The organism is Streptomyces sp. NEAU-174, from assembly GCF_052665095.1.
Map to the genome: position 1 here is coordinate 68,641 of NZ_JBQTCE010000018.1, position 26,971 is coordinate 95,611.

A 26,971-nucleotide genomic window follows, 5' to 3' on the forward strand; every position below is an offset into this window, starting at 1 on the left:
CGCTGTTCGGCACCCGCGAGGAGGAGGCGGGGTGGCGACCGCCTGGCGCGTCACCGGTCTGGACCGGTGACGCGCCGCAGGCGGGTGGCCATGCGAACGCCCGTCCGGGTGACGGCGATTGACGCCACGCCTGGCAGCGCATATCTCTAAGTGGCTCGGCTCGGCCCGGCCCGCTTGAGGAGGCTGCAATGCCAGGATCCGCACAGGACAGCGCCCACGACGCGCACAGAACCCCGTCCGGTCCCACCCGGAGAACCACGCTGCGCACCGCGGGAGCCGCGGCGTCCGCCGCCCTTCTGCTCCCGCTGGTATCCGCCACCCCCGCCGCCCATGCCGACCAGCGGCAGGCCGATGGACCCGGTGCCGACGGCGGTGCCCTACAGCGCGCCTTCGCGGCCGCCGCCACCGAGTACGGCGTTCCGCTGAGCGTGCTCCTGGGCGTGTCATATCTCCAGTCGCGCTGGGACGGCCACGGTGGCGCGCCCAGCGTCACCGGTGGCTACGGCCCCATGCACCTCACCGACGCCCACACCGCGCTGCTCACCGCCCCGCACCACAGCCAGGGCACCGAGGACGCGCGCGGCGATCTGGCCCGGCCGCTGAGGGTCCCCAAGGCCACCGTTCCCCAGCCCCGGCAGCTGCCCGCCCGGCTGCGCACCCTCAGCCGCGCCGCGGACCTCACCGGGCTGTCCGCGCAGGCGCTGCGCGACGACGAGAGCGCCAATGTGCGCGGTGGCGCGGCCCTGCTGGCCGCCACGCAGAAGCGGCTGGGGCTGCCGTCGAGCGAGGACCCCGCCGACTGGTACGCGGCGGTGGCGGCGTACTCCGGGGCCGATGACGCCGCGGCCGCGGCCTTCTTCGCCGACGAGGTGTACGGGGTGATCCGCGGCGGTGCCGCGCGGACGACCGCGGGCGGCGAGCGGGTCTCCCTGGACGCGGCCCCCGATGTCGCCCCGGACACCCGGCAGCTGCGGACGCTCGGTCTGCCGTCCCGGGCGCGGGATCCGCGGGTCGAGGCCCCCAAGGACGTGTCCTGCGAGTGGATCCCGGCGCCCTACGAGGAGTTCGGGGACAACGACTACGGCAATCACGACCTGGGCGACCGCCCCTCCTCGCAGTCCATCGACTACATCGTCATCCATGACACCGAGGGCTCCTGGGACACCACCATCAAGCTGGTCCAGGACCCCACCTATGTGTCCTGGCAATACACCCTGCGCTCCTCCGACGGGCATATCGCCCAGCATGTGCCGCTCAAGGACGTCGCCTGGCACGCGGGCAACTGGTACGTCAACGCCAAGTCCATCGGGCTGGAGCACGAGGGGTTCCTGACCGCCCCGGACGCCTGGTACACGGAGGCGATGTACCGCTCCTCGGCGCGGCTGGTGCGCTACCTCGCCAAGCGGTTCGAGATCCCGCTGGACCGCCAGCACATCCTGGGCCATGACAATGTGCCGGGCACCACCGCCTCCACCATCAAGGGCATGCACACCGACCCCGGCCCCTACTGGGACTGGGCGCACTACTTCACCCTGCTCGGCGCGCCCTTCCGGCGCACCGCGGGCTCCTCCGGCGGCCTGGTCACCATCCGCCCCGACTACGACACCAACCGGCCCGTCTACACCGACTGCGAGACGGCGGGCCAGGCCTGCGCCCCGCACGGCTCGGCCGCGGTGCGGCTGCACACGGCGCCGAGCGCGGACGCCCCGCTGGTCAAGGACATCGGGCTGCGCCCGGACGGCTCGGACTCCACGACCGGGGTGAACGACACCGGCGCCCGCGCCACCACCGGGCAGCAGTTCGCGGTCGCGGGGCACGAGGGCGACTGGACGGCGATCTGGTACCTCGGCCAGCGGGCCTGGTTCCAGAACCCCGAGCGGCGGCCGACGGCGGTGAGCGCCAAGGGGCTCGTGGTGACGCCCAAGGCCGGGGCGGCGGAGGTTCCGGTGTACGGCCGCGCCTACCCGGAGCAGGAGGCGTATCCGGAGGGTGTGCCGGTGCAGGCGGTCTCGCCGCTGCCGTACAAGCTGCTCGCCGGGCAGTCCTATCCGCTGGGGCTCAGGGTGCGGGGCGAGTATCTGTGGGCGACCACCTTCGATCCGGCCGGTCACAAGGTGGTGCGCGGCCAGGATGTGTACTACCAGATCCAGTTCGGGCACCGGGTGGCGTTCGTCCGGGCCGCCGATGTGACGGTCCGGCCCTCGGGGAAGTGAGCCTGACGGGCCGTCAGTGCGCCGTATGACGGCCGGCCGGGGGCCGTGAGCGACCGTACGGGCGTCTCACGGCCCCCGGCGCAGGTCTCTCAGCGCTGCTGGAACATCTCCGCGGGCAGCGGCTTGAGCAGCCGGTACAGATCGTCGGTGATCGGCCGGTCCCAGCTGGCGATGGTGACGAGCACACCGTCGCTGCGGTCGAACTGGGCGCAGGAGATCCGGCCCTCGGAGAGCTTGATCCGGCGGACGATGAGCAGGTTGTCCTCGTGCATCACCGGGCTGTCCTCGGTGTCCACCACCTGAACCGGCTCGTCGTTCCCCAGCGCCGCCAGCAGCTGGGTCACCTCGAACGGCGGCCGCCCCTCGCCCACCTCCCGGGCCGGTGAGCCCTCGGGCAGATTGCCGATGATCATCGCCGGGCCGCGGCCGCCGAACAGGTCGTAGCGCAGGAAGACGCCCTGGCAGGTGCCATCCGGAGCGGGCAGCAGCCCCGCTCCGAGATCGCCGGGCCAGTCTCCCGGGTCCATGGCGAGGACGTCGAAGTCCGGCCCGGTGGGCGTGGCGGCGCTGCGGCGGCGGAGGAAGGACATGCGGACATGGTACGTGGCCGCGCGCCCGTTGCCGTGCCGGGGAGCGGCCGGGCCGCACCCCTCATCCGGGGTCGGGCGCCGGGCGCTGGGGAAGGCCGACCGTGGGGGTGATGAGCCGCTTGGCCAGCCCGGCCCGGTCGGTGCCGACCTTACGGTAGACCTCGGACAGCAGCCGGGCCACCTCACGCTCCTCGAGCCCCGTGGCCTCGCCGATCCGGGCGTCCGACCAGCCCTCGGCGGCCCGCTCGGCGACGACCTGCTCCTGCGAGGTCAGCGGGCTGGTGTGATCGACCCGCAGCTGCATGGGGCGCAGCCCGGCCGCGGACAGCTCGTCGCGGGCCCGGGCCGCGAGCGCGTCGGCCCCGCAGCGCACGGCGCCCTCCAGACCGCGGTAGAGCCGGTCGCCGGCCTCCTGGGGCAGGCCGATGCGGCGCAGCGCGGCGCCGTGGTCGACCAGCGCCACGGCCAGGTCGTACGCGGCCGGTGACCGCATCAGATGGCTGACGGCCTCGGCCAGCAGCTTGATCCGGTCCGGCCCCTGGGTGACGGTGGCGGCGGTGTGCAGCGCCTTGCCGACGGCGGAGTGGGTGCCGAACTGACGGGCGCGGCGCACCGCGTCGTCGGCGACCTCGGCGGCCTGCCGGGGATCGGTCAGCGCGAGGGTCTGGGCGAGGTGGAGCTGCCAGGGACACCAGGCGGGGTTGCGCATACCGCGCCCGTCCATGCGGCGGCCGACCTCGGTGAGCTGGTTCCGGGCCTCGCGGTGGAGGTTGGCGGCCAGCAGCAGCTCGCCGCGGACCGCCGGGACATCGGGGCAGAGCGTGGCCTGCGGCAGGGTCTCGCCGCGGTGCCGGGCCGCGAACTCCTGCGCCTCCTGGATCCGGCCCCGGCAGATCAGCGTTCCGATGAGGGTGCCGACCGCGGTCCAGTGCGCGGGGGTCGAGGAGCCCACCAGGTCGGCGATCCGCATCCCCTCACGGGCCAGCTCCTCCGCCTCGCCGAGGGCGCCGCGGCGCAGCCGGGCGTAACCGAGGAGGGTGAAGCCGAAGGCCAGGTGGGAGCCGCGCCAGCCCTTGCGCTCGCATTCGGCGATGCCCTTGTTGAACAGCTCCTCGGCGCGTCCTGGCTGGTCGCAGTGGAGGAAGACCAGGGCGACCAGGATGGGCACCTCGAAGCCCCAGTCGTCATCGGTCCAGCTGAGGCCGTCGCCGAGGGCTTCCTCCGCGTAGTGCAGGGCGGTGGCGACCGGTTCGCCGCGCGTCATCGCGTCCCAGGCGCGCAGCCCCATCAGATAGCGCTCGGCCATGCCGCGGCCGGTGAGGTGGTCCGCGAGCCGGGCGAGCCGCCGGGAGCGGGCGGGCGACTCCTTCTCGTCGGCCCGGAACATGTTCCACATCAGCTGCTCGGTCTGCATCCGCAGCCGGGTGCGGGCGCTGGTGGCCCGCCCGACCTCGTCGGCGAAGACCTGGGCGGCCTCCTCCATCCGGCCGCTGTGGCCGTACGCCTGGGCGAGCCGGTAGGTGATCGCCTCGCGCAGCTCGGGGCCGAGCGCGGGCTCCTCGAGCGCGGCCCGCAGATGGTTGACGGTGACCTCGGGCTCGGTGAGCTGGGCGGCGCAGCCCAGCTCGTACAGCACGGCGGCGCGCTCCTCCAGGGCGGGCGGTTCGCGCAGGGCCCGGGCCAGACAGCGGCGCCCGGCGTCGGGGGCTCCGGCGCGCAGATACTCCCGGGCGGCCGCCCGCAGATGGCGCACCACCCAGGGGTCGCCCTCGGGGTGCATCTCCAGCAGGTGCCGGCCGGCGGCCGCGGAGCCCAGACCCGCGCCGAGCACCACGGTGGCGGCCTGACCCGTGCATGGCCACCCGCAGGGCGCCGGGGATGGCCTGGTAGACGGCGGTGGCGATGAGCGGGTGGAGGTACTCCAGGGGCCGGGTGCCGTTCCCGGGGCGCGGCGGGGCCAGGATCCGCGCGTCGACGAGCCGGGTGACCATGTCGGCGGCCTCGGTCTCGCTGAGCCCGGCGACATTGGCGGTCAGCGCCGGGGTGGCCTCGATGCCGAGGACCGCGACGGCCCAGGCGAGGCGGACGGCGGCGGTGCCGAGGCGGGTCAGCCGGTCGTTGAGCCCGCTGTCCTTGGCCGAGGAGACCAGCTCGCGCAGCGCGGGCAGGTTCTCCGACTGCGGTTTCAGCCGGCGGTCGCGGATCTTGGCGGTGAGCTCGGTGACCTCCCACGGGTTGCCGCCGGTCATCGCCCAGCACTCGCGGCAGAACGCCTCGTCGGCGTGGTCCCCGAGGACCTCACGGACGATCCTGCCGACTCCGCCCGGGGTGAGCGGCGCCAGCACATGGGGCCGTGAACCCTGGCGCTCGACCAGGGTCCGTATGGCGGCGACGTCGGCGGTCAGGTCCTCCGGGCGGTAGCCGACGGCGAGCAGCAGGGGCAGGTCGGCGGTGCGCGGGGCGAACCGGGTCAGCCAGTCCAGCGATTCGGGGTCGGCCCAGTGGACATCGTCGAGGATCATGACGACCGGGGCGTGCTCCACGGCGAAGCGGGTCACCAGCCAGTCGAGGCCGTCGCGGACGCCCTGCGGATCGGGTGCCCCGCCGTGGCCCGAGACCACCAGGCCGACCGCGGGCGCGACGATCTCGTACCAGCCGCCGAGGATCCTGCGGTGCTCGTCCTCGCCGGTCTCCGCGAGCACCGGCTGGAAGAGCTGGCGCACCACATGGAAGGCCGCGCCCTGTTCGTGCTCGCCGCCGCGGGCCCGGAGCACGGTGCAACCGCGCGCGGCGGCCCTGCGGCGCGCCTCGCCGAGCAGCGCGGTCTTGCCGACGCCGCCGGGCCCCTCGAAGGCGATCACTCCGCCGCTACGGGCCTCGGTCCCGTCGCCGGGATCGGTACCGCACAGTTCGGTGAGCGCGGCGTCCACCGCGCGCAGCTCCCGCTCCCGCTCCAGCAGCGTCCGACGCGTCCGGTTCTGTTGGTCCATGTACTCCGCCACGTTGCTTCCCCTCCGGCAGGTGACGCCGAGCGTAGCGCGGATGGCACGCTGCGTAGCTCCCCCATGGGGGGATTTCCGCCGGGCATTGCCAGTGGCACACGCCAATTCACCACCTCCTCTATCGATGCCACGTCCCGCACGCGAGGATGACCGGATTCAACGGGTTGGCCAGATACCGCTTTCGCCTGTGGTATATGCGGGCCCTGGCCGCCCGAACCACGAAGGGGGCGGACACCACTCATGCATACGCACGCTGCGCGACCACAGGCCCGGCGGACGGCACTGCTGCGCCGGGCGGCCCTGTTCGGCTTTCCGGCCTCCGCCGACCTCAACCCCGGCACCGAGGCGGCCAGGCACCACACCATCCAATGGCTCTCACGGTTCGGCGTCTTCGAGGACCACGCGTCCGTCGCCGAGTACGACGCGCTCCGCTTCGATGTGCTGGCGGGTCTGTTCTACCCCCGGGCGACCGGCACCGACCTGAACCTGGGCAGTGACCTCGTGGGCTGGTACTTCGTCTTCGACGACCAGTTCGACGGGGAGCTGGGCAGCCGTCCGGAGGCGGTGGCGCGGCTGGTGGCGGACGTCGTACGGATCACCGACGAGGACCTGGCGCACGGCAGGGCGGGCGGCGACGACGGGCCGCTGCTGGAGAGCTTCCGCGACCTGTGGCGCCGCATCAACTCCGGGCGGCCCCAGGTGTGGCGGGACCGCTTCCGCCACCACTGGCTGGAGTATCTGCACTCCTACCACCGCGAGGCGCTGGAGCGGACCGGCGCCCTGCCCGGGGCCGGCGGCGCGGAGGTGCCGCGCTCGGTGGAGGACGTGCTGGCGCTGCGGCGCCACTCGATAGGCGTACAGCCCTGTCTCGATCTGAACGAGCCGTTCGGCGGCTACACCCTGCCGCCCGCGCTGCACGGCGGCTTCCCGCTGGAGGGGATGCGGGAGGCTACGGACGATGTGGTGGTCTTCACCAATGACATCGCATCCCTGGACAAGGAGCTGGCCGTCGGCGACGTCCACAACAGCGTCATCGTCCAGCGGGAGCGCGCGGGTGGTGAACTGGAGGACGCGGTACGCCATATCGCCGATCTGGCCAACGCCCGGTACCGCTGGTTCGAGGAGACCGCGGCCGAGCTGCCCGCGCGGCTCGCCGACGCGGGGGCCGACCCGGACACCCACCGCGCCGTGGCGCGCTATGTGGACGGCATGCGGCATGTGATGACGGGCAATCTGGGCTGGTCGCTGCGTACGGCCCGGTACGACGAGCAGGGCACCGAGGCGGTCAGCGGGGGGCGGCAGCGGCCCTGGGCGCAGCTGACCGGCGCTCAGCCGGCGTAGGCCGCTCGCCCCTTCGGCCGGCGTGGCGCCGCTCGATCGGTCAGTTGGCGTAGAGCTGCTCGATCTGCGCGGCGCAGAGCTTGTAGACCGCGTCGCGCCGCAGTTTGAGCGAGGGCGTCAACAGCCCGTCCGCCACCGTGAAGTCCTTCGGGAGGATGCGGAAGGCCCTGATCGACTCCGCCCTGGACACCGAGAGGTTCGCCGTGGAGACCGCCTGCTGGATCTCCGCGTGCAGCGCCTTGTTCGCCGACGCGTGCTCCCGGCCGACCGGGAGCCGCGCGCCGACCACCTGGTGCCAGCGCCTCAGCATCTCGGCGTCCAGGGTGATCAGCGCCCCGACGAAGGGGCGGTTGTCGCCCACCAGGACGCACTGCGAGATCAGCGGATGCGCCCGCAGCCGCTCCTCCAGCGGCAGCGGGGAGACGCTCTTGCCGCCGCTGGTGATGATGATGTCCTTCTTACGGCCGGTGATGGTCAGATAGCCCTCGCTGTCGAGGAATCCGATGTCCCCGGTGTGCAGCCAGCCGTCGCGCAGCGCGTCCCCGGTGGCCTTCGGATCGTCCACATAGCCGGCGAAGACGGTGCCGCCGCGCACCCACACCTCGCCGTCCGGCGCGATGCGCACCGCCGTGCCCGGCATCGGGCGGCCCACGGTGCCGTGCCGGGGGCGGCCGGGCGGCTGCGCGGTGACGGCGGCGGTGGTCTCGGTAAGGCCGTAGCCGTTGTAGACGGTGATCCCGGCGCCCGCGAACATCAGCCCCAGCTCCCGGCTGAACGGTGAGCCGCCGGTGACCGCGTAGCGCACCCGGCCGCCCAGGACCGCTCTCAGCCGCCGGTAGACCATGTGGTCGAAGACGGCGTGGGCGGCTCTGAGCCCGGGGCCCGGTCCCCTCCCCGCGCCCTGTGTCTGCCGCTCGACCGCCTCGGCGTAGCGCACCGCCGTGTCCATGGCCCGCTCGAAGAGCGAGCCCTTGCCCGAGTCCTGGGCGGCGGTCCGGGCCGCTCCGAGGATCCGCTCGAAGATGTAGGGCACCGCGAAGACGCAGGTCGGGTGGAAGGACTGGAAGGACGGCAGCAGCGAGGACGGGCTGAGTTCGGGCTCGTGGCCCATGAGGATGCCGCTGCGCACACAGAGCACTTGGACCATCAGTCCGTAGATGTGCGCCAGCGGGAGGAAGGCCAGGATGGCGGGTTTCTGCCCGGGTTCGGCGAACAGCCCGCTCCAGCCCGCGAACAGGGTGTCGCACTCGGCCGCGAGATTGGCGTGGGTGATCATGCACCCCAGGGGCTGTCCGGTGGTGCCCGAGGTGTAGCAGATGACCGCCGTACTGCGCGGTTCGACGAGCCAGCGCCGCTCGGTGACCAGCTCTTCGTGGACCCCGGCGCCGCGCCGCCACAGCTCCGTGACGCAGCCCTGGTCCATCTGCCAGATGGAGCGCAGCGCGGGAAGGGTGTCGCAGACGGCGCCGACCGTCATGGCGTCGTCCTCGCCCTCCACCACCACGGCCACGGCCCGCGTCTGGGCCAGGATCCAGCCCACCTGCTCCGCCGAGGAGGTGGGGTAGACGGTCACCACCTGGGCGCCGACGGACCACAGGGCATAGCTGAACAGCGTCCACTCGTAGCGCGTCCGGGCCATCAGGGCCACCCGGTCCCCGAACCGCACTCCCTCGGCCAGCAGGCCCTTCGCCAGCGCCAGGACCTCGTCCCGGAAGGCCGCGGCGGTCACCGGAGTCCACTGATCCCGGTCGGCGGGGTCGCGCCGGGCGAACTGGACCCGGTCCGGTTCGCGGTCCGCCAGCTCGTACACCGAGTCCGCGAGCCCGCCCGCGCGCAGCGGTTCCACCATATGAGGGAGACTGAATTCGCGCACGACACCCCCTTTTCAGCCGACTTTCCGCCCCGCACAACGGGGAGGTGGGAGGGAAAACTACCTCCCGGGGCCGAGGCTGCATAGAGCGTGGACGATTCTGTTCCCACCCGTGGAGACCCGGCGCGACCTGCCGGTGTTACCGTGAGTCACGCTCACATTTCGGCATGAGGCGTGAGGGGATCGTGAAGCCGCGATGAACTCATGGGAAACGGACCCGGAGGCCATGCGCCGCGATATGAGACACCATCAGGCCGCCGTGCGTTCTGATCCTGGCCGATAACGCACTACGGGGCGGGCCATCCGGTCCGGCCGGATCCGCCCGCCCCGATCACCCTCCCCGGTTCAGGTGAGGTCGAACTCGCCCTCACGCGCGCCCAGGACGAAGGCGCGCCACTCGGCCGGGGTGAAGATCAGCGCCGGGCCCTCGGGACGGCGCCCGTGGCGCATCGCGATGAACCCCTCGACGAAGGCGATCTCCACATCGCCCACGCCCTGACTGCTCGACTGCCACTGGGCGCCCGAGAGGTCGAGTTCGGGCTTCTCGCCGCTTCCTGTCAGTGGCTGTTCGGTGGTGGTGGTATCGGCCACGTCAGCTCATCCTCCCGCATCGTCGTCCGCGCCCCACCCTAGCGATCGTGACCGGTGCCGCACAGGCCACGAAAGGAGGAGTGAGCAGGAGACTCACCCGGCGGGTGACGTGTCCGCGACCACCCACATCGAGAAGAACTGCGAGCCTCCGCCATAGGCGTGGCCGAGCGCCTTACGGGCGCCGTCGACCTGGTGTTCGCCCGCCCGCCCGCGCACCTGGAGCGCCGCCTCGGCGAACCGCAGCATCCCGGACGCCCCGATGGGGTTGGTGGACAGCACCCCGCCCGAGGGATTGACCGGAAGTTCGCCGTCGAGTTCCGTCACCCCCGACTCGGTGAGCTTCCAGCCCTCCCCCTCGTCCGCGAAGCCCAGGTTCTCCAGCCACATGGGCTCGTACCAGCTGAAGGGCACATACATCTCCACCGCGTCGATCTCCCGGCGCGGATCGGTGATCCCGGCCTGGCGGTAGACATCGGCCGCGCAGTCCCGGCCGGCCCTCGGCGAGACGAAGTCCTTCCCCGCGAAGAGCGTCGGCTCACTGCGCATGGCGCCACCGTGCATCCAGGCGGGCGGATACGGCGCGCGGTCCGCGCCCGCGCGGTCGGTGAGCACCATGGCGCAGGCGCCGTCGGAGGAGGGGCAGGTCTCGGAGTAGCGGATCGGGTCCCACAGCATCGGGGACGAGCGCACCTGGTCCAGCGTCAGATCGTGCTCGTGGAGATGCGCGTAGGGGTTGCGCAGGGCGTTGCGGCGGTCCTTGTAGGCCACGAGGGCGCCGATGCCGGAGGGCGCGCCGGTGCGCCGCATATACGCCCGGACATGCGGCGCGAAGAAGCCGCCCGCCCCGGCCAGCAGCGGCTGCTGGAAGGGGATGGGCAGGGACAGCCCCCACATGGCGTTGGACTCCGACTGCTTCTCGAAGGCGAGGGTGAGGACGGTCCGGTGGACACGGGCGGCGACCAGGCCCGCGGCCACCAGCGCGGTGGAGCCGCCGACCGAGCCCGCGGTGTGCACGCGCAGCATCGGCTTGCCGACCGCGCCGAGCGCGTCGGCGAGGTACAGCTCGGGCATCATCACGCCCTCGAAGAAGTCGGGGGCCTTGCCGATGACGACGGCGTCGATGTCCGACCAGGTCAACTGGGCGTCCTCCAGGGCCCGTACGGCGGCCTCCCGGACCAGCCCGGCGATGGAGACGTCCCGGCGTGCGGCGGTGTGCTTGGTCTGGCCGATCCCGACGACGGCCACCGGCTCCTTCGTCACGAGGCATCCCCTTCCAGGACGGCCACCAGGTTCTGCTGGAGACAAGGGCCCGAGGTGGCGTGGGCGAGGGCCCGGTCGGCGGCGCCGCGGTGGATGGCGGCGGCGGCCTCGCCGAGGCGGATCAGCCCGGCGGCCATCATGGGGTTGGCGGCCAGCGCCCCGCCGGACGGATTGACGCGTACGTCCGCCCCCAGCCGCAGCTCACGGCGGAGGATCAGCTCCTGTGAGGTGAACGGCGCATGCAGCTCGGCCAGGTCGACGGGGGCCTCGAAGGCGCCCGCGCGCTCGGCGGCGAGCCGGCTGGACGGGGAGCGGGTGAGGTCCCGTACGCCGAGGCTGTGCGCCTCCGTCCGGTGGTCCATGCCGCGGATCCAGGCGGGGCGGCGGCAGAGCCGGCGCGCGGTGTCCCCGGCGGCGAGCACGACGGCGGCGGCGCCGTCGCCGACCGGCGGGCAGTCGTGGCGGCGCAGCGGCCGCACCAGATACGGCTCGTCCAGGAGGGTCTCGGGCGGCGGTGAACCGGCCAGCTGGGCATGGGGGTTGTCCTCGGCCGCGGTCCGGCTGCGGGCCGCGACCCCGGCCAGGGCCCGCTCGTCGGCGACGATGTCCCCCGGGTCCCCCCTGTCCCGGGTGACCTCCGCGTCGAGCAGCGCCTGGGCCTGGAGGGCGGCGAGGGAGACCGAGTCCGGCCACAGGGGCGCCACGTAGTACGGGTCGAGCTGGCGGGTGAGGACCTCCCGCAGATCGCCGGGCGAGGACTTGCCGTAGGAGTAGACGAGCGCGGTCTCGGCCTCGCCCGTCAGCAGCCTCGTCCATGCCTCGTACAGCGCCCAGGCGCCGTCCATCTCCACATGGGACTCCGAGATGGGCGGCCAGGCGCCGACGCCGTCGAGGGCCATGGTGAAGGAGAAGGCGCGGCCCGCCAGATAGTCGCAGGAGCCGGAGCAGGTGAAGTCGATCTCGCCCGCCCGGAGTCCGACGGCGTCGAGCGCCTGGTGGAGTACGGGCATCAACATCTCGACCTCGGAGGTCTCCGCGGTGTCGCGCCGGTGGTCGCTCTGGCCGAAGGCGACGATGGCCACCTCTCGCATCTACAACATCTCCTTGTAGGTGTCGTAGTCGGCGTCGGGTTCGCCGGTGGGGCGGTAGTGGTCGGGGTAGCGGCCGTCCTCGCTCCATACGGGCTCCACGCGCAGCCCCATGCGCACCTCGTCGTAGGGGATGCCGCCGATGCGCGCGTGGAGGGCCAGATCGGCGCCGTCCAGGGCGATGTGGGCGTAGACGTACGGCACCTCGATATCGAGGTTGCGCGCCTTGATGTTGACGATGCAGAAGGTGGTGACCGTGCCGCGCGGGCCGACCTCCACCTGCTCCTCGGTGGCGACACCGCAGGTGGGGCAGGCGCCCCGGGGCGGGACGTACACCTTGCGGCAGGACGGGCAGCGCTCCCCGTAGGTGGTGTGGTCGGCGAGGGCCCTCAGATAGCGCGACTGGGCGCGGCCGGGCGCGTAGGTGTAGTCGAGGCGGGCGGGGGCCACGATGCCGCTGACGGGGTCGGTGAACTCACCCCTGTGCGGCACGGCTTCGCCACCCCTGGCGCCGTCGTACGGCTCGAAGCAGGCGATGTCGGTGATGGCGCCCGCGCGCTCCGCGGCCCAGCGGATCCGCACCCGCATCCCGGTGCGCACGGCGTCGGGGCCGGGCGCGTCGAGGGCGTGGAGGAGGGCGGTGTCCGCGCCGTCCAGCCGCACCAGCACCCAGGCGAAGGGGGTGCTCAGGGGCTGGCCGCGGCGCGGCGAGGGATTCCAGGCCCAGGTGGTGACGGTGCCGGTGGGGGCGACCTCGACCAGGTCGGCCAGCTCGTCCGCGGTGACCGGGTCGTATTCGACGGGCGGCACCAGCACCCGGCCGTCGGTGGTGCGCACACCGAGCACGGTGTGTGTCCGCAGTCCGGTGAGGAAGGCGCTCTGCACCGGGCCGAGGGAGCGGGTGAACGGGAACTCGACGACCAGAGGCGCCTGGAGCACCTCGGGTGAGGGGGCCGGGGTCATGGGGGTGCGTCTCCTTCCGCGCGGCCGCGGGGTGGGTGCGGCGGGCCTGAGGGGTGGGGGTCACGCCCGGCGGTAGACCGGCGGCCGTTTCTCCGCGAAGGCTTTCGAGCCCTCCTTGGCGTCGGCGGTGTCGAAGATGGGCCAGCCGCGCTCGAGTTCGGACTTCAGGCCGTCGGTCTCGGTCATCTCGGCGGTCTCGTAGACGGACGCCTTGACCGCCTCGACGGCCAGCGGACCGTTGGCGTTGATCAGCTCGGCGATCTCCAGGGCCTTCTCCAGCGCCGTGCCGTCCGGGACGACATGGCCGATCAGCCCGATCCGCGCCGCCTCCTCGGCCGGGTAGGGGCGCCCGGTGAGCAGCATCTCCAGGGCGTGGGTACGGGGCAGCTGGCGGGCCAGCCGTACGGTGGAGCCGCCGATGGGGAAAAGACCGCGCCGGACCTCGAAGAGCCCGAAGGTGGCGCCGCGGCCCGCGATACGGATGTCGGTGCCCTGGAGGATCTCGGTGCCGCCCGCGACACAGGGGCCCTCCACGGCGGCGATCACCGGTTTGCGCGGCCGGTGGTGGCGGAGCATCGCCTTCCAGTGCAGATCGGGGTCGGCCGCGAGGCGGTCGCGGACATGCTGTCCGTCCATCCGGCCGCCGGCCGCGAGCGCCTTGAGGTCCATTCCCGCGCAGAAGGCCCCGCCGGCGCCGGTGAGCACCACGGAGCGCACGGCGTCGTCCTCGTCGGCCTCGGTCCAGCCGTCGTACAGCCCGACCAGCATCGGCAGCGAGAGCGCGTTCCTGGCCTCGGGCCGGTTCAAGGTGAGTACCAGGGTCGCGCCGACGCGCTCGACGATGAGGTGTTCGGTCCCGCTTGTCACGACGTCCTCCCGTCTCGAGACCTAGAACAGGTTGCAGCAGCCGGGGACCGACTTCAAGAGAAATCTGATGCTCAGTCAGATTTCTTGTTCCGCAGCCCTTCCCACCTCATCCCGGCGCGGCTCTAATGAGCGCCGAGCCGCCGGATTCGAGGGGTATCGAGGGGTCAGGAGGAGTCGTGGAGTACAACCTTGCCGACCTGTTCGAGTCGATCGTCGACACCGTGCCCGGCAGAGAGGCGCTGGTGTACCTCGACCACCCGGGCACCGGGGCCGAACGGCGGCTCAGCTACGCCCAGCTGGACGCGGCCGCCAACCGGCTCGGCCACCATCTGATGGACAGCGGTATCGCCCCGGGCGAGCATGTCGGGCTGCATCTGTGCAACGGCGTGGAGTACCTCCAGACCGCGCTGGCCTGTCTGAAGATCCGCGCGGTGCCGGTGAACGTCAACTACCGCTACGTCGAGGATGAGTTGGTCTATCTCTACCGCGACGCGGAGCTGGCCGCGCTGGTCTACGACGCCGAGTTCGGCGAGCGGGTGGCCGCCGCGCTGCCCCACACCGGTACCCTGCGCCATCTGGTGCGGGTCGGCACCGGGAACGGCCCCGGCCCATCGGTGGCGTTCACCGACGCCGAGGCGTCCGGGTCGCCCGAGCGCGGCTTCCCGGCCCGGTCCGCCGACGACCGCTTCATCATCTACACCGGCGGCACCACCGGGATGCCCAAGGGCGTGGTCTGGCGGCAGGAGGACCTCTTCTTCTCCGGTCTCGGCGGCGGCGCCCCGACCGGCCAGCCCGTCGAGCGCCCGGAGGAGCTGGCCGAGCGGGTGGCCGCGGGCGGCGAGGGGCTGGTCTTCTTCCCCACCCCGCCGCTGATGCACGGAACCTCCACCCTTACGGCCTTCATCGCGTTCAACTTCGGTCAGAAGGTGGTACTGCACCGGAAGTTCATGCCGGAGGCGGTGCTGAGGACCATCGAGAAGGAGAAGGTCACCGCGGCCTCGCTGGTCGGCGACGCGATGCTGCGGCCCCTGGTGGACGCCCTGACCGGCCCCCTCAAGGGCACCGATCTCTCCTCGCTGCTCAGCGTCAGCAGCTCGGGCGCGATCCTCTCGGAGACCGTACGCGCCCAGTTCGCCGAGCTCTCCCCGCACACCCTGCTGCTGAACAACTTCGGCTCCTCGGAGTCCGGGTTCAACGGCACCGCCACCGCCGACTCCGGCCCCGAGAAGGGCTTCCGGCTGCGCGTCAACGCCCGGACGACCGTGGTGGATCCGGCGACCCTCGCCCCGGTGGCGCCCGGTGAGCCCGGCCGGATCGCCCAGCGCGGCCATGTGCCGCTCGGCTACTACAACGACCCGAAGAAGACCGCCGAGACGTTCTTCGAGGCGGACGGCGAGCGCTGGGTGCTGCTCGGCGACATGGCGACCGTGGACGAGAACGGTGTGATCACCGTCCTCGGGCGCGGTTCCCAGTGCATCAACACCGGGGGCGAGAAGGTCTATCCGGAGGAGGTCGAGCAGGCCCTGAAGGCCCATCCGGATGTGTACGACGCGCTGGTGGCGGGCGTTCCGGACACCCGCTGGGGCCATCGTGTCGCGGCCGTCGTCCAGCCCCGTACGGAGGCGTCCGGGCTCACCGCCGACGCGGTCCGCGACCACTGCCGGGAGCGGCTCGCGGGCTACAAGATCCCGCGTACGGTCGTCTTCACCGACCGCATCCAGCGCTCCCCCAGCGGCAAGGCGGACTACCGCTGGGCGCGGGCGGTGGCGGAGGGAGCGGACCAGGAGACCTCGCACAGCGGCTGAACCGCCGCGTCGGCCGGGGAGTGTCCGGCGGGCCATGCCCCCGGATCCCGGGGTCTGGGGCGGAGCCCCGGTTACGGGAAGGGGCGGGGAGGGGAACAGCCCGCCGCAGGCATACGCGTACCGCCGGACGCCCCGTAGGCTGACCGGGTGATCGTTCCCCCTCCTGTACCTCTCGCCGATGGGATCACGTTGCGGATCGCCGCCGCGGACGACGCCGAGGCGCTCGCGGACGCGTTCACGCGCAACCTCGAGCATCTGCGCCCCACCAGCCCACCGCGGGACGAGAGCTTCTTCACCGCCGAAGGCCAGGCCGCCCGGCTGCGGGACCAGCTGGAACAGTGGGAGTCCGGCCGGAGGGTGCCCTGGGTGCTGGCCGGCGGCGAGCGGATCCTGGGCACGGTCGCCCTGTCGAACATCGTCCTCGGGCCCTGGCGCAACGCCCATCTCGAGTACTGGATCGACGCCGGGCACATCGGCCGCGGACTGGCCACCCGGGCCGTCCGGTCCGTCTGCCGGACGGCCGACGAGCGGCTCGGGCTGCACCGGATCGAGGCCAGCACGCTGGTGGAGAACGTCCCGTCCCAACGCGTCCTGCTCGGCTGCGGATTCACCCGGATCGGCATGGCGCCGGACTATCTGCACATCGCCGGGGCCTGGCGGGACCATCTGCTCTTCCAGCGCATCCTCAACGACCGCCCCGTGCCCTGACCGCCCCCTACGGCGCTCCGCGCTCGCACACCGACGGCAGCGAGCGGCCCAGTGCCACGGTGTGCAGCGGGTCCAGACGCCGCCCGTGGACCACGGCGGCTGCCCCGGCCGTGAGGTGTCCCACGCAGGAGGGGGACTCGCGTACGGCAGCCGAGTCCGCGATGGCGCGCACGAGTTCGCCGTTGATCCGGTTGATCTCCAGCCGGACCCGGCCGAGGTCGGGGCGTTCGGTGGGCGCCTGTGCGGGGTCGGCGTCCCAGCGGCTGTACAGGCCGCGCTGGACGACCTTGCTGGCCTCGATCTGGTCACGGAAGATCCGCGATGTGGCCACCGGGTCGGCGCCCAGCTCCTCGGCCTGCCGCGCCACCGCCTCCAGCACCTCCCGCTCCCGCGCCGGATCGTCGATCGGGCTGTCCGTGCCCCACTTCGCGGCGGCGACCTCGTCGGCCACCAGCACCCGCTGCGCGGACAGGTCGACCAGCGGCCGCAGGGTGCCGTGCTGGACACGGGCGGGACCGGCCGGCGCGGCGACGGCGGCGGTGGCCCCGGTGGCCAGCACGGCGGCGGCCAGCACGGCGATCAGCGCATGACGCGGGGACGGATGCGGTCGCATGGGCGAGATTCCTCTCTCGGCGGTACGGGGCCCCGGTGGCGTCCGGCGGGCTCTGGAACGATAGGGCGCCGCACCGCGAGCGCGCCACGGGGCCGGTCCCGCGGGAAGCGGAACCGGCCCCGTGAGCGCCGACCGGATCAGACGGGCTGTGGCGGCCGGGCCAGCTCGGCCTGGCCGAACAGCAGGGCGTAGCCCTCGGGGAGCTGGCCGAGGATGCGGCGCAGCAGGTCCGGGCCCGCCACCCGCCCGATGATCCCCAGCACCGATCCGGCGTCCCAACGGGCGGTCGCCGGGGTCGATTCGGGGGTGCGCGCGGCGATGTCCTTGACGAATCCCCAGCCCGTCAGCCGCTCGGGGCCCGGGATCTCGGCGGCGAGCACCCGCGCCGCCCTCCGGGGCAGTGCCGCGGCGAGGGCGACCCGCTCCTCACCGGTGAGCTGACGTCCCAGGGCGGCCAGCACGGTACGGGTGACCTCCTCGGCCCTTTCCCGGGTGGGGTAGAGGCCGTCGTACCGCACCGCCTCAATCAGCTCGTCGTACGTCATACCGGGCTGCCGCCGCCCCGGGCGACGCTGCTGGAACATGGGTGTGAGGGCGCCTTTCTCGTGAAGGTGTGGGGGGAGGTGCGTCAGGCGGTCAGCTGGCGGGGGGTGCTCGCCCCGTCGCTGACCTTGATCTTGCGCGGCTTGGCCTTCTCCGAGACCGGCAGGCGCAGGGTGAGGACTCCCGCGTCGTACGAGGCGTCGATCCGCTCGGTGTCGAGGGTGTCCCCGAGGATGAGCTGACGGGTGTGGAGGCCGGAGGGGCGCTCCGAGGCGATCATCTCGGCGCCCTCGGGGGCCGGGGAGCGCCGCTCGGCGCGGACGGTCAGCACATTGCGCTCGACATCGAGGTCGATGGTGTCCGGATCGATGCCCGGGAGGTCGAAGTGGACGACGAACTCGTCGTCCGCGCGGTAGGCGTCCATCGGCATGGCGGCCGGCCGTACGGCGGTGCCGAGCAGTTGCTGGGACAGCCGGTCGAGCTCCCGGAAGGCGTCGGTGCGCATGAGCATCACAGATCACTCCTTTTCGTATCGCGCTGCGTGCGATGCCCTATGACTAGTTATATAGCGCGACCGACATTAAGTTGACAACCCCACGCTCAATGTGGGGTCTGACCAGCGTCGACCGCACCCTCCCAGTACGGCTCGCGCAGCCGCCGCTTGTAGAGCTTGCCGTTGGGGTCGCGTGGCATCTCGGCGATGAACTCCACCGACTTGGGGCATTTGTAGCCCGCGAGCCGGGTGGCGCAGTGGGCGAGGATCTCCTCGGCCAGCTCGGGCCCCGGCGCATGCCCCTCGGCGGGCTCCACGACCGCGATGACCTGCTCGCCCCAGTCCTCGTGGGGGATTCCGAAGGCGGCGGCGTCGGCCACGGCCGGATGGGTGAGCAGCGCGGCCTCGATCTCGGCGGGGTAGATGTTGACCCCGCCGGAGATGATCAGGTCGATCTTGCGGTCGCGGAGGTAGAGATAGCCGTCCTCGTCCAGGAGGCCGAGGTCGCCGACGGTGAAGAAGTCGCCGATGCGGTTCTTCTCGGTCTTGGACTTGTCCTTGTGGTAGGCGAAGCCCCCGGTGCTCATCTTCATGTAGACGGTGCCGAGTTCACCGGCGCCGAGCCGGGTGCCCTCGTCGTCGAAGATGGCGATCTCGCTGATGGGCCAGGGGCGGCCGACGGTCCCCGGCTTCTTCAGCCAGTCCTCGGCGGTGGCGAAGGCGCCGCCGCCCTCGCTGGCCGCGTAGTACTCCTCGACACAGCCGCCCCACCAGTCGATCATCCCGCGCTTCACATGGTCGGGGCAGGGCGCGGCGCCGTGGATGGCGTGGCGCATCGACGAGACGTCGTAGGACCGCTTGACCTCGTCGGGGAGGGCGAGCAGCCGGTGGAACTGGGTCGGCACCATATGGGTGTGCGTACAGCGGTAGGTGTCGATCAGGCGCAGCATCTCCTGGGGCGTCCACTTGTCCATGAGCACCAGGGGATGGCCGATGTGCAGCGAGGAGCTCGCGAACTGGAGGACGGCGGTGTGGTAGAGCGGTGAGCACACCAGATGGACGTGGTCGGGCTCCTCGGCGCGCGGGGTGATGCCGAAGAACCGCAGGAAGCCGCCGAGGTGGCTGTCCTCGGGGAGCTTTCCGGTCAGCGCGCGGCGGATTCCGCGCGGCCGGCCCGTGGTGCCGGAGGTGTAGTTCATCACCCAGCCCAGCTCGCGCTCGGCGGGCGGCTCCTCCGGCTGCCCCTCGAGGAGTTCGGCGTACGGGCGGAAGCCGTCGATGGCGCCGACGGCGTAGCGGTGGGTCGCGGGCAGCCCCGCCTCGTCGGCGGCCGCGGCCGCCTGCCCGCCGTAGCGCTCATGGGCGATCAGCACCTTGGCACCGGAGTCGGAGACGATCCAGGCGATCTCGGGGCCGACCAGATGGTGGTTGACCGGCACCAGATAGAGCCCGGCCTGGGTGGCGGCGAGCGCGGCGACGAAGAACTCCACCCCGTTGGGCAGGACGACCGCCAGGGCGTCGCCGCGGCGCAGCCCGGCGGCGCGCAGCCCGGCGACGAGCTGGTTGCACGCGCCGTGCAGCCGCCCGGCGGTCCACTCCTCGCCGTCCGGGGCGATGAGCACGGTGCGGTCGGGCTCGAGCGCGGCCTGGGCCCAGAAGCCGTTGGGTGTAGGGGACATGGCGGTCCGGTCCTCCTTCTGACGGCGGGGTCAGGGGAATGTCGAACGGGGGTACGCGGATGGGCGGTGGTGTGGGGTGCGGGCGCGTCAGGCGCGTCCGGCGATGCGGTTGACGCGGTCGATGGCGCGCTCGAAGCCGCGGGTCAGATCGTCGAAGACCGCTTGCACCGGGCGGACGGAGTCCATCCGGCCGACGATCTGGCCGACCGGGGTGCCGAGCAGCGGTTCCACCTCGTACTTCTGGATGCGCGAGACGGCCTCGGCCACCAGCAGCCCCTGGAGCGGCATGGGCAGCGGGCCCGGGCCGTCCGGGTCCTCCCAGGCGTCGGTCCACTCGGTGCGCAGCTGGCGGGCGGGTTTGCCGGTGAGGGCGCGGGAGCGCACGGTGTCCCCGGATCCGGCCGCCAGCAGCTTGCGGATGAGGGCCGCCGAATGGAGTTCGGCCTCCTCGGTGGTGAGCCAGAGGGAGCCGATCCACACGCCCTGGGCGCCGAGCGCCAGCCCGGCGGCGATCTGCTCGCCACTGCCGATACCGCCCGCGGCGAGCACCGGCAGCGGGTCCACGGCGCGCACCACCTCGGGGGTGAGCACCATGGAGGCGATCTCACCGGTGTGGCCGCCCGCCTCATAGCCCTGGGCGACGATGACATCCAGCCCGGCCTCCTTGTGGTGGAGGGCGTGGCGGGCGCTGCCCGCGAGGGCGGCCACGAGGATGCCGTGGTCATGGGCGCGGGCCACGACATCGGCCGGGGGTGAGCCCAGGGCGTTGGCCAGGAGTTTCACGGGGTAGTCGAAGGCCACGTCGAGCTGGCTACGGGCCACCTGCTCGAGCCAGCCGGTGATGCGCCAGCCGGACGCCTCGCCCTCGGCGAGCTCGGGGACGCCGTGTTTGGCGAGGGTCTCCCGGACGAAGGCGCGGTGACCCTCGGGGATCATCGCCTCGATATCGGCCTCGGTGACCCCCTCCACCTTCTTCGCGGGCATCACGACGTCCAGGCCGTACGGTCTGCCGTCGGTGTGCGCCTCCATCCAGTCGAGGTCGCGGGCCAGCTCCTCGCCCGCGCCGTAGCGGACCGCGCCGAGCACACCGAAGCCGCCGGCCCGGCTGATCGCCGCGGCCACGGCGGGGAACGGCGTGAAACCGAAGACGGCGTGCTCGACACCCAGCCTTGTGCTCAGCTCCGTCTGCATGAGCGGCAGGATGCCGCAGGGCGCCGGACGAAGGAAGAGTTTTTCTGACGCTACGTCAGATTCGGAGCAAGAAAACCGCGCCCCGGGCCGTGCGGAGGGGTCTCAGGCCGTGCGGAGGGGGCCCGGGCCGTGCGAGGGGGCCCGGCGGTCACTTCTCCAGCACCGCCATGGCCGCGTTGTGCCCGGGGATTCCGCTCACCCCGCCGCCGCGCACCGCGCCCGCGCCGCACAGCAGCACATTGGCGTGGCGCGTCTCCACGCCCCAGCGGCCGGTGCCCTCCTGGGCGTACGGGAAGGACAGGTCCCGGTGGAAGATGTTGCCGCCGGGCAGCCGCAGATCGGCGTCCAGGTCCAGCGGGGTCTTGGCCTCGATGCACGGCCGCCCGTCGGCATCCCTTGCCAGACAGTCGGTGATCGGCTCGGCGAGATGGGCGTCCAGCTCCGCGAGGGTGGCGCGCAGCAGCGCGGTGCGCGCCGCGTCGTTGTCCTCGGTGAACAGCCGGGCGGGGGTGTGCAGTCCGAACAGGGTCAGGGTCTGATAGCCCTCCCGGGCGAGCTCCGGGCCGAGGATCGACGGGTCGGTCAGCGAGTGGCAGTAGATCTCCGACGGCGGCCGGTGCGGCAGCTCCCCCGCCGCGGCCTGGCGGTACGCCTCCTCCAGCGCGCCGTACCCCTCGGCGATGTGGAACGTCCCGGAGAACGCCTCGCGCGGGTCCACCTCGCGGTCGCGCAGCGCGGGCAGCCTGCGCAGCAGCATGTTCACCTTGAGCTGCGCCCCTTCGGCGGGCGGGGCGGGCGGCTCCTCGCCCAGCAACCGGGCCAGCTCGCGCGGCGCCGCCCCGACGAGTACGTACCGGGCGGCAGCGGTGCCCTCGCCCGCGTCGCCCGCGTAGCGCACCTCGGCCGAGGTGCCGTCGGTGGCGATCGACGTGACCTCGCGCCCGGTCGCGATGCGCGCCCCCGCCGCGCGGGCGGCGTCGGCGAGGGCGTCGGTGAGCGCGCCCATGCCGCCGACGGGGACGTCCCAGTCGCCGGTGCCGCCGCCGATCACGTGGTAGAGGAAGCAGCGGTTCTGACGCAGCGACGGGTCGTGGGCCCGGGCGAAGGTGCCGATGAGCGCGTCGGTGAGGACCACGCCCCGGACGAGGTCGTCATCGAACGCGGCCTCGATCGCCTCCCCCAGCGGCCGCTCGAACAGCGCCTGCCACGCCGCGTCGTCCCCGACCCGCGCCCGCAGCTCCTCGCGGGTGGGCAGCGGCTCGGTCAGCGTGGGGAAGACCCGCTCTGCGACGCGCCGGGTCATCCCGTAGAACCGCTCCCAGGACTCGTACTCCCGCTCCGATCCGGTCAGCCGCTCGAACGCGGCGCGCGTCCTGCCGGTGGCGGCGGTGTCCACCAGCAGCCCGGTGGGGCGCCCGCCCCGGACGTCGGGCGTGTACGAGGACACCGCGCGCTTGCGCACCGCGAAGCGCAGTCCGAGGTCGTCGACGATCCGCCGCGGCAACAGGCTGACCAGGTAGGAGTAGCGGGACAGCCGTGCGTCCACCCCGGGATAGGGCCGCGTGGACACGGCCGCGCCACCGGTGTGGCCGAGGCGCTCGAGCACCAGCACGCTCCGCCCGGCGCGGGCGAGGTACGCGGCGGCGACCAGACCGTTGTGACCACCGCCGACGATGACGACGTCGTACGCATCGCTGTGAGACATGCCCTCTGGTTAGCACGCGGTGATCGCCGGGGCCAGGCCGCAAGGGGTCCCCTCGGCCGCGGTCTCCGCCATCGGAGGTCACCCCTGCCGCGCCCGTCACCCCGCCGTCTCGGCCGCCTCGGCCGTCTCGGCCTTTTCAGCGCTCTCGGCCGTCTCTTCGCGGCGGCCGAGCCGCTCCAGGCAGTGCGCCTCGTCGCCGCGGCTGACCAGGGTGTCGGGATGGTCGGGACCGAGGACGCGCACGCGGGCGCGGGTCACCCGGTGGTAGCCGGCCAGCGCGTCGGACCAGCGGCCGAGCCAGCCCAGGGCGACGGCCACCTCGCGACGGCTGACCAGGGTGTCGGGGTGGTCCGGGCCCAAGGCGCGCTCGCGCAGGGCGCAGACCTCCCGCGCCTCGGCGAGCGCCTCCTCCCAGCGGCCCAGCCGCCCCAGGCCGACGCCGAGGCCGTGCCGGGCGCGCAGGGTCTCCGGATCGGCGGGGCCCTGGGCGCGGGTGCGGTCCTCGACCAGGGCGCGGTAGACCGCGAGGGCCTCCTCGCCCCGGCCCAGCCGCCCCAGACCGGCGCCGATCTCGTAGCGGGCCGCGAGGGTGTCCGGGTGGTGGGGGCCGAGGGTGCGGGCGCGGGCGGCGGCCACCTCGCGGAAGATGCCCAGGGCCTCGCCCCAGCGGTCGAGGCGACCGAGGGCGCAGGCCACCTCGTAGCGGGTGACGAGCGTGTCGGGGTGGTCGGGGCCCAGCACCCGGGCGCGGGCCGCGGCCACCCGCTCCGCCATCCGGTACGCCTCCGCCCGGCGCCCCAGACAGCCCAGGTTGAAGGCGAGGTTGTGGCGGCAGCGCAGGGTGTCGGGGTGATCGGCGCCCACGGTCCGCTCACGGGCGGCGAGCACCGCGGTGTAGACGTCGTGGGCCTCGGTGAAGCGGCCGAGGCGGCCCAGGGTGAACGCGGTCTCCTGGCGGGCGGCGAGGGTGTCGGGATGGTCGGGGCCCAGGACGCGCCGGCGGCCCGCCGCGACCCGCTCGTACTCGCGCAGCGCGTCGCCCGGGCGGCCCAGGATCGCGAGGGCGAAGGCGATCTCGTAGCGGCTGGCGAGGGTGTCGGGGTGGTCGGCGCCCAGCGCGCGCTCGCGCTCGGCGGCCACCGCGCGGTGGGTTTCCACGGCCTCCGCCCAGCGTCCCGTCCGCCCCAGACCCAGCCCGGCGCGGTGCCGCTCGGCCAGCCGGGCCCGCTCCCCGGGCGGGTCGGGGTCGGCCGTGCCGCGGCCCCCGGTCCAGGCGCCGGTGAGCGCGGCCGTCGCGTCGGGCGGGGTCGCCGACAGCAGCCCCACACCGCCGGTGTGGGCCTTGGACCCGGTGGTCATCCGGCGGGCCCAGGCCGGGAGGCGGAGAGCCGGCGGCCCGGCGGTCAGAAGGCGGGGAGCGGGCGGCCCGGTCAGAAGGCGGGGAGCGGGCGGTCCCGCGGCCGGGAGGGCGCCGCGCGGCTCGGGGAACGGCAGTGGCCGCCGGGACACCCGCCCCGGGGCGATCCGCCCGGCGAACTCGGCCGCGTCGCGCGGACGGTCCTCCGGGGCCTTGGCCAGCAGATCGAGTACGGCGCGCTCGAACCGCTCGGGGAGCTCCGGCCGGTGGCGGCGCGGCGGGACGGGCACGGTGTGGCGGTGACCGACGAGGATCGCCCAGGCGTCGTCGAGGGCGAACGGCGGCGCCCCGGTGGCCAGTTCGTAGAGCACACAGCCGAGTGAGTACAGATCGCTGCGGTGGTCGACCGGGTCGCCCGCGATCTGCTCGGGCGACATGTAGTGCGGAGTGCCCATGGCGACGCCGGTGCCGGTGAGCCGGGAGGTGAAGCCGACGTCGTCGCCGAGGCGGGCGATGCCGAAGTCGCAGAGCTTCACGGTGCCGTCGGTGAGCCGCATGATGTTGGCCGGCTTCAGATCGCGGTGCACCACGCCCTGGCCATGGGTGTAGGCGAGGGCCTCGGCCACCTGCTCGGCGATGTCCAGCACCTCGGGGACCGGCAGCGGCCGGCGCGCGTTGTCACCCAGCAGCCGGCCGAGGTCACGGCCCTCCAGCAGCTCCATGACCAGGTAGAGCCCGCCCTCGTGCTCGCCGAAGTCATGCACCACCGTGACCCCGCGGTGCTGTAGCGCGGCGGCCACCCGCGCCTCCCGGCGGAACCGCTCGCGCACCACACCGGTGAACGAGGGGTCATGCCGCGGCCCCAGCGGTTTGAGGCATTTGACGGCGACGCGGCGGCCGAGCGACTCGTCCCGCGCCCGCCACACCTCCCCCATTCCTCCGCGCCCGATCCGGTCCAGCAGCCGGTACCGGCCCTGGATCAGCTTGATGTCCGCCATGCTCCCCCTGCCTTGGCGGAAGTCAGCTCCCGCCGCCCCCGTGGAGACCGGCCGCGAACGGCCGTGCCCCCGTCGCATCCCCGCTGTCCAGTATGGCCGCGTTTCTGCGCAGTTTGTAGGGCGAGGGGCGGCTGCCCGGGCCGAGCCGTTCGACCGCCCGCATGATGTGCTTCGGCGGCAGCTGCCAGCGGGCGGTGGGCGGGATGCAGCGCAGCGCCGTGCCCATCACCCGCAGCCTGCGGGTGACCACCCGTGGCGGGGGCGCGGGGCGCCCGTACAGCGCGTGGGCGTACGGGGGCAGGGTCCCGTAGGCGAGCGAGGCGAAGCGCCCCCAGATCACCTCGCGCGCCGGGACGAGCAGGGCATGGACCGGGGGCCGCCGCAGAAAGGCGTCCACCTCGCGGGCCTCCGGGGTGGCGGCGAGTTCGGGGCGCACCGCCGCGAAGTACGCGGCGAGCGCCGCCGTATCGGCCGGTACGTCGGCGGGGTCGAGGCCGACCAGCCGGGCGGACACCACGTTCTCGGCGACATAGGCGTCCGCCTGGGCGTCGGTGAGCGGATAGCCGGAGCGCCGCATCACCTGGAGATAGGAGTCGATCTCGGCGCAGTGCACCCACAGCAGCAGCTCGGGCTCGTCGACGCCGTGCCGGACCCCGGTGACCGGATCGGTCAGGGAGAGCCTGCGGTGAATGGCCCGGACCTTGGCGCCCGCCCGCTCGGCCGCCTCGGTGGTGCCGTAGGTGATGGTGGCGACGAACCGCGCGGTGCGCAGCAGCCGTCCCCAGGCGTCCTTGCGGAAGTCGGAGTTCTGGGTGACGCCGCGCACCGCGAGCGGATGCAGCGCCTGGAGGTACAGGGCGCGCACCCCCGCGATCCACATCACCGGGTCGCCGTGCATCTGCCAGGTGACCGACCGGGGGCCGTAGAGCCCCGGGTCGCCGTCCGCTCCGCCCCGCCGTATGGCCGCCGCCATGGCCACCACCTCCCGACGGCCAGCCTAGGCGCTCCGCCGGGAGTGCCCTGACCTGCCGTCGATCGTCCGCGGCGCCATCGTGGCTGGTCGCGCCCACGCGGCGGAGCCGCACATCGACACAGCCCCGCGCCCCTTCCCCGGGCTCACTTCTTGAGCGGCTGGGTGAAGCGCAGCAGATTGCCCGCGGGGTCGCGGAAGGCGCAGTCGCGGACGCCGTAGGGCTGGTCCATGGGCTCCTGGAGCACCTCGCCGCCCGCGGCGCTGATGCGCTCGAAGGTGGCGTCGCAGTCGTCCGTCGCGAAGAGGACGCCGCGCAGCAGGCCCTTGGCCAGCAGCTCCGCCATGGTCTGTCTGTCGGCCGCTGAGGCGTTCGGGTCGGCGAGGGGCGGCTCCAGGACGATGCTCACGTCCGGCTGCGAGGGCGACCCGACCGTCACCCAGCGCATCCCCTCGAACCCGACGTCATTGCGCACCTCGAGGCCGAGCACATCGCGGTAGAAGGGGATCGCCTTGTCGTGGTCGTCGACGGCGATGAAACATGTGGAAAGGGTGATGTCCATGCCGCTCACGCTACGGCCGCGCGGCGGGGCTCGCTTCTCCGTTCCTGACCGGTCGCGTGTGGATCTTGGCCATGCACGCCGGGATGGCGGCGCCGTCGTCATGGCCGCGGGCCCGGTAGCTGCTCGGGCTCTCGCCGACCAGCTGTGTGAAGCGCGAGCTGAACGACCCCAGCGAGGTACAGCCGACCGCGATACAGACCTCGGTCACCGTGAGGTCGCCGCGCCGCAGCAGCGCCTTGGCCCGCTCGATGCGGCGGGTCATCAGATAGCTGTACGGGGTCTCGCCGAAGGCGGCGCGGAAGCTGCGGGAGAAGTGGCCCGGCGACATCAGGGCGCCCCGCGCCAGCGCCGGGACGTCGAGCGGCTCGGCGTAGTCGCGGTCCATCCGGTCGCGGGCCCGCCGCAGCCGGACGAGGTCATCGAGGTCCTGCCGTTTCACCGGCCCAGTTTCCCACAGCAGGAAACGCCCAAGAAGGGAACCGGTCAGTAATCAAGAAGCCCCGGTCACGGGAGTGTGGCTAGCGTCAAGCCATGACCTGCGAACCGGACGTATTGTTCGAA

The 26,971-nt window shown here is 73.0% G+C and carries 21 protein-coding genes and 1 pseudogene; 4 read left to right on the forward strand and 18 right to left on the reverse strand.

The window, feature by feature from the left end:
- Nucleotides 1-188 precede the first annotated feature (188 nt).
- Nucleotides 189-2,213, forward strand: a complete 2,025-nt coding sequence (locus ACT2CW_RS39480; RefSeq protein ID WP_445520079.1) for an N-acetylmuramoyl-L-alanine amidase — start codon at nucleotides 189-191, stop codon at nucleotides 2,211-2,213.
- 89 nt (nucleotides 2,214-2,302) lie between these two features.
- Here the strand turns inward: ACT2CW_RS39480 and ACT2CW_RS39485 are convergent, their stop codons facing one another.
- Together ACT2CW_RS39485 and ACT2CW_RS39490 are read right to left on the reverse strand one after the other, a co-directional pair.
- Complete coding sequence (locus ACT2CW_RS39485) at nucleotides 2,303-2,803, reverse strand: hypothetical protein (RefSeq protein WP_445520080.1); 501 nt, start codon at nucleotides 2,801-2,803, stop codon at nucleotides 2,303-2,305.
- Between the two features lie 61 nt (nucleotides 2,804-2,864).
- Nucleotides 2,865-5,793, reverse strand: a pseudogene (locus ACT2CW_RS39490) (ATP-binding protein).
- A gap of 252 nt (nucleotides 5,794-6,045) precedes the next feature.
- On the opposite strand from ACT2CW_RS39490, the gene ACT2CW_RS39495 reads away from it, so the two are divergent.
- Complete coding sequence (locus ACT2CW_RS39495; RefSeq protein WP_414081700.1) at nucleotides 6,046-7,146, forward strand: isoafricanol synthase; 1,101 nt, start codon at nucleotides 6,046-6,048, stop codon at nucleotides 7,144-7,146.
- A gap of 40 nt (nucleotides 7,147-7,186) precedes the next feature.
- On the opposite strand, the gene ACT2CW_RS39500 is transcribed toward ACT2CW_RS39495, so the two are convergent.
- The 6 genes from ACT2CW_RS39500 to ACT2CW_RS39525 all read right to left on the reverse strand — a co-directional run bounded on the left by ACT2CW_RS39500 (nucleotide 7,187) and on the right by ACT2CW_RS39525 (nucleotide 13,785).
- The gene (locus ACT2CW_RS39500; protein WP_445520081.1) at nucleotides 7,187-9,019 is read right to left on the reverse strand and encodes an AMP-dependent synthetase/ligase; all 1,833 of its coding nucleotides are present in this window, start codon (nucleotides 9,017-9,019) and stop codon (nucleotides 7,187-7,189) included.
- 342 nt (nucleotides 9,020-9,361) lie between these two features.
- On the reverse strand, nucleotides 9,362-9,607 hold the full coding sequence (locus ACT2CW_RS39505; protein ID WP_037958670.1) for a DUF397 domain-containing protein: 246 nt from the start codon (nucleotides 9,605-9,607) through the stop codon (nucleotides 9,362-9,364).
- A 93-nt stretch (nucleotides 9,608-9,700) separates the two neighbouring features.
- Nucleotides 9,701-10,867: a thiolase domain-containing protein gene (locus ACT2CW_RS39510; protein WP_020873529.1), complete on the reverse strand. Its 1,167-nt coding sequence runs from the start codon at nucleotides 10,865-10,867 to the stop codon at nucleotides 9,701-9,703.
- Nucleotides 10,864-11,958, reverse strand: coding sequence for a thiolase domain-containing protein (locus ACT2CW_RS39515; RefSeq protein WP_414081698.1), 1,095 nt, complete (start codon nucleotides 11,956-11,958; stop codon nucleotides 10,864-10,866). The genes ACT2CW_RS39510 and ACT2CW_RS39515 overlap by 4 nt, the downstream gene beginning before the upstream one ends.
- Nucleotides 11,959-12,918, reverse strand: a complete 960-nt coding sequence (locus ACT2CW_RS39520) for a Zn-ribbon domain-containing OB-fold protein (protein WP_445520082.1) — start codon at nucleotides 12,916-12,918, stop codon at nucleotides 11,959-11,961.
- A gap of 60 nt (nucleotides 12,919-12,978) precedes the next feature.
- Nucleotides 12,979-13,785, reverse strand: a complete 807-nt coding sequence (locus ACT2CW_RS39525) for a crotonase/enoyl-CoA hydratase family protein (RefSeq protein ID WP_138912420.1) — start codon at nucleotides 13,783-13,785, stop codon at nucleotides 12,979-12,981.
- Nucleotides 13,786-13,961: 176 nt separating this feature from the next.
- Between ACT2CW_RS39525 and ACT2CW_RS39530 the strand changes: the two genes are divergently transcribed.
- A complete protein-coding gene (locus tag ACT2CW_RS39530; RefSeq protein ID WP_445520083.1) occupies nucleotides 13,962-15,590 on the forward strand; it encodes an acyl-CoA synthetase in 1,629 nt (542 codons plus the stop codon).
- 150 nt (nucleotides 15,591-15,740) lie between these two features.
- Nucleotides 15,741-16,298 carry a GNAT family N-acetyltransferase gene (locus ACT2CW_RS39535; RefSeq protein WP_445520137.1) on the forward strand — a complete coding sequence of 186 codons (558 nt, stop codon included), beginning with the start codon at nucleotides 15,741-15,743 and terminating at the stop codon, nucleotides 16,296-16,298.
- Between the two features lie 7 nt (nucleotides 16,299-16,305).
- On the opposite strand, the gene ACT2CW_RS39540 is transcribed toward ACT2CW_RS39535, so the two are convergent.
- From ACT2CW_RS39540 to ACT2CW_RS39585, 10 genes are all read right to left on the reverse strand, one after another.
- A complete protein-coding gene (locus tag ACT2CW_RS39540; protein ID WP_445520084.1) occupies nucleotides 16,306-16,911 on the reverse strand; it encodes a chorismate mutase in 606 nt (201 codons plus the stop codon).
- 137 nt (nucleotides 16,912-17,048) lie between these two features.
- Nucleotides 17,049-17,495, reverse strand: a complete 447-nt coding sequence (locus tag ACT2CW_RS39545; RefSeq protein WP_445520085.1) for a DUF2267 domain-containing protein — start codon at nucleotides 17,493-17,495, stop codon at nucleotides 17,049-17,051.
- Between the two features lie 44 nt (nucleotides 17,496-17,539).
- Nucleotides 17,540-17,965, reverse strand: coding sequence for an Hsp20/alpha crystallin family protein (locus ACT2CW_RS39550; RefSeq protein WP_182467950.1), 426 nt, complete (start codon nucleotides 17,963-17,965; stop codon nucleotides 17,540-17,542).
- Between the two features lie 89 nt (nucleotides 17,966-18,054).
- Nucleotides 18,055-19,626: an acyl-CoA synthetase gene (locus tag ACT2CW_RS39555; RefSeq protein ID WP_445520086.1), complete on the reverse strand. Its 1,572-nt coding sequence runs from the start codon at nucleotides 19,624-19,626 to the stop codon at nucleotides 18,055-18,057.
- Nucleotides 19,627-19,713: 87 nt separating this feature from the next.
- Nucleotides 19,714-20,817 carry an NAD(P)H-dependent flavin oxidoreductase gene (locus ACT2CW_RS39560; protein ID WP_037958637.1) on the reverse strand — a complete coding sequence of 368 codons (1,104 nt, stop codon included), beginning with the start codon at nucleotides 20,815-20,817 and terminating at the stop codon, nucleotides 19,714-19,716.
- A 148-nt stretch (nucleotides 20,818-20,965) separates the two neighbouring features.
- Nucleotides 20,966-22,522: a phytoene desaturase family protein gene (locus ACT2CW_RS39565; RefSeq protein WP_445520087.1), complete on the reverse strand. Its 1,557-nt coding sequence runs from the start codon at nucleotides 22,520-22,522 to the stop codon at nucleotides 20,966-20,968.
- A gap of 96 nt (nucleotides 22,523-22,618) precedes the next feature.
- On the reverse strand, nucleotides 22,619-24,877 hold the full coding sequence (locus tag ACT2CW_RS39570) for a tetratricopeptide repeat protein (protein ID WP_445520088.1): 2,259 nt from the start codon (nucleotides 24,875-24,877) through the stop codon (nucleotides 22,619-22,621).
- A gap of 22 nt (nucleotides 24,878-24,899) precedes the next feature.
- Nucleotides 24,900-25,850, reverse strand: a complete 951-nt coding sequence (locus ACT2CW_RS39575; protein WP_445520089.1) for an oxygenase MpaB family protein — start codon at nucleotides 25,848-25,850, stop codon at nucleotides 24,900-24,902.
- 143 nt (nucleotides 25,851-25,993) lie between these two features.
- Nucleotides 25,994-26,410: a VOC family protein gene (locus ACT2CW_RS39580; protein WP_182467956.1), complete on the reverse strand. Its 417-nt coding sequence runs from the start codon at nucleotides 26,408-26,410 to the stop codon at nucleotides 25,994-25,996.
- Nucleotides 26,411-26,420: 10 nt separating this feature from the next.
- On the reverse strand, nucleotides 26,421-26,849 hold the full coding sequence (locus tag ACT2CW_RS39585) for a helix-turn-helix transcriptional regulator (RefSeq protein ID WP_086882581.1): 429 nt from the start codon (nucleotides 26,847-26,849) through the stop codon (nucleotides 26,421-26,423).
- Nucleotides 26,850-26,971: the final 122 nt, after the last annotated feature.

What these genes read in the sequence shown, in the direction of transcription:
- ACT2CW_RS39480 (WP_445520079.1), top strand. Translation starts at nt 189, where the DNA reads ATGCCAGGATCCGCACAGGACAGCGCCCACGACGCGCACAGAACCCCG.
- ACT2CW_RS39485 (WP_445520080.1), bottom strand. Translation starts at nt 2,803, where the DNA reads ATGTCCTTCCTCCGCCGCCGCAGCGCCGCCACGCCCACCGGGCCGGAC.
- ACT2CW_RS39495 (WP_414081700.1), top strand. Translation starts at nt 6,046, where the DNA reads ATGCATACGCACGCTGCGCGACCACAGGCCCGGCGGACGGCACTGCTG.
- ACT2CW_RS39515 (WP_414081698.1), bottom strand. Translation starts at nt 11,958, where the DNA reads ATGCGAGAGGTGGCCATCGTCGCCTTCGGCCAGAGCGACCACCGGCGC.
- ACT2CW_RS39520 (WP_445520082.1), bottom strand. Translation starts at nt 12,918, where the DNA reads ATGACCCCGGCCCCCTCACCCGAGGTGCTCCAGGCGCCTCTGGTCGTC.
- ACT2CW_RS39540 (WP_445520084.1), bottom strand. Translation starts at nt 16,911, where the DNA reads ATGCGACCGCATCCGTCCCCGCGTCATGCGCTGATCGCCGTGCTGGCC.
- ACT2CW_RS39545 (WP_445520085.1), bottom strand. Translation starts at nt 17,495, where the DNA reads ATGTTCCAGCAGCGTCGCCCGGGGCGGCGGCAGCCCGGTATGACGTAC.
- ACT2CW_RS39550 (WP_182467950.1), bottom strand. Translation starts at nt 17,965, where the DNA reads ATGCTCATGCGCACCGACGCCTTCCGGGAGCTCGACCGGCTGTCCCAG.
- ACT2CW_RS39555 (WP_445520086.1), bottom strand. Translation starts at nt 19,626, where the DNA reads ATGTCCCCTACACCCAACGGCTTCTGGGCCCAGGCCGCGCTCGAGCCC.
- ACT2CW_RS39560 (WP_037958637.1), bottom strand. Translation starts at nt 20,817, where the DNA reads ATGCAGACGGAGCTGAGCACAAGGCTGGGTGTCGAGCACGCCGTCTTC.
- ACT2CW_RS39565 (WP_445520087.1), bottom strand. Translation starts at nt 22,522, where the DNA reads ATGTCTCACAGCGATGCGTACGACGTCGTCATCGTCGGCGGTGGTCAC.
- ACT2CW_RS39570 (WP_445520088.1), bottom strand. Translation starts at nt 24,877, where the DNA reads ATGGCGGACATCAAGCTGATCCAGGGCCGGTACCGGCTGCTGGACCGG.
- ACT2CW_RS39575 (WP_445520089.1), bottom strand. Translation starts at nt 25,850, where the DNA reads ATGGCGGCGGCCATACGGCGGGGCGGAGCGGACGGCGACCCGGGGCTC.
- ACT2CW_RS39580 (WP_182467956.1), bottom strand. Translation starts at nt 26,410, where the DNA reads ATGGACATCACCCTTTCCACATGTTTCATCGCCGTCGACGACCACGAC.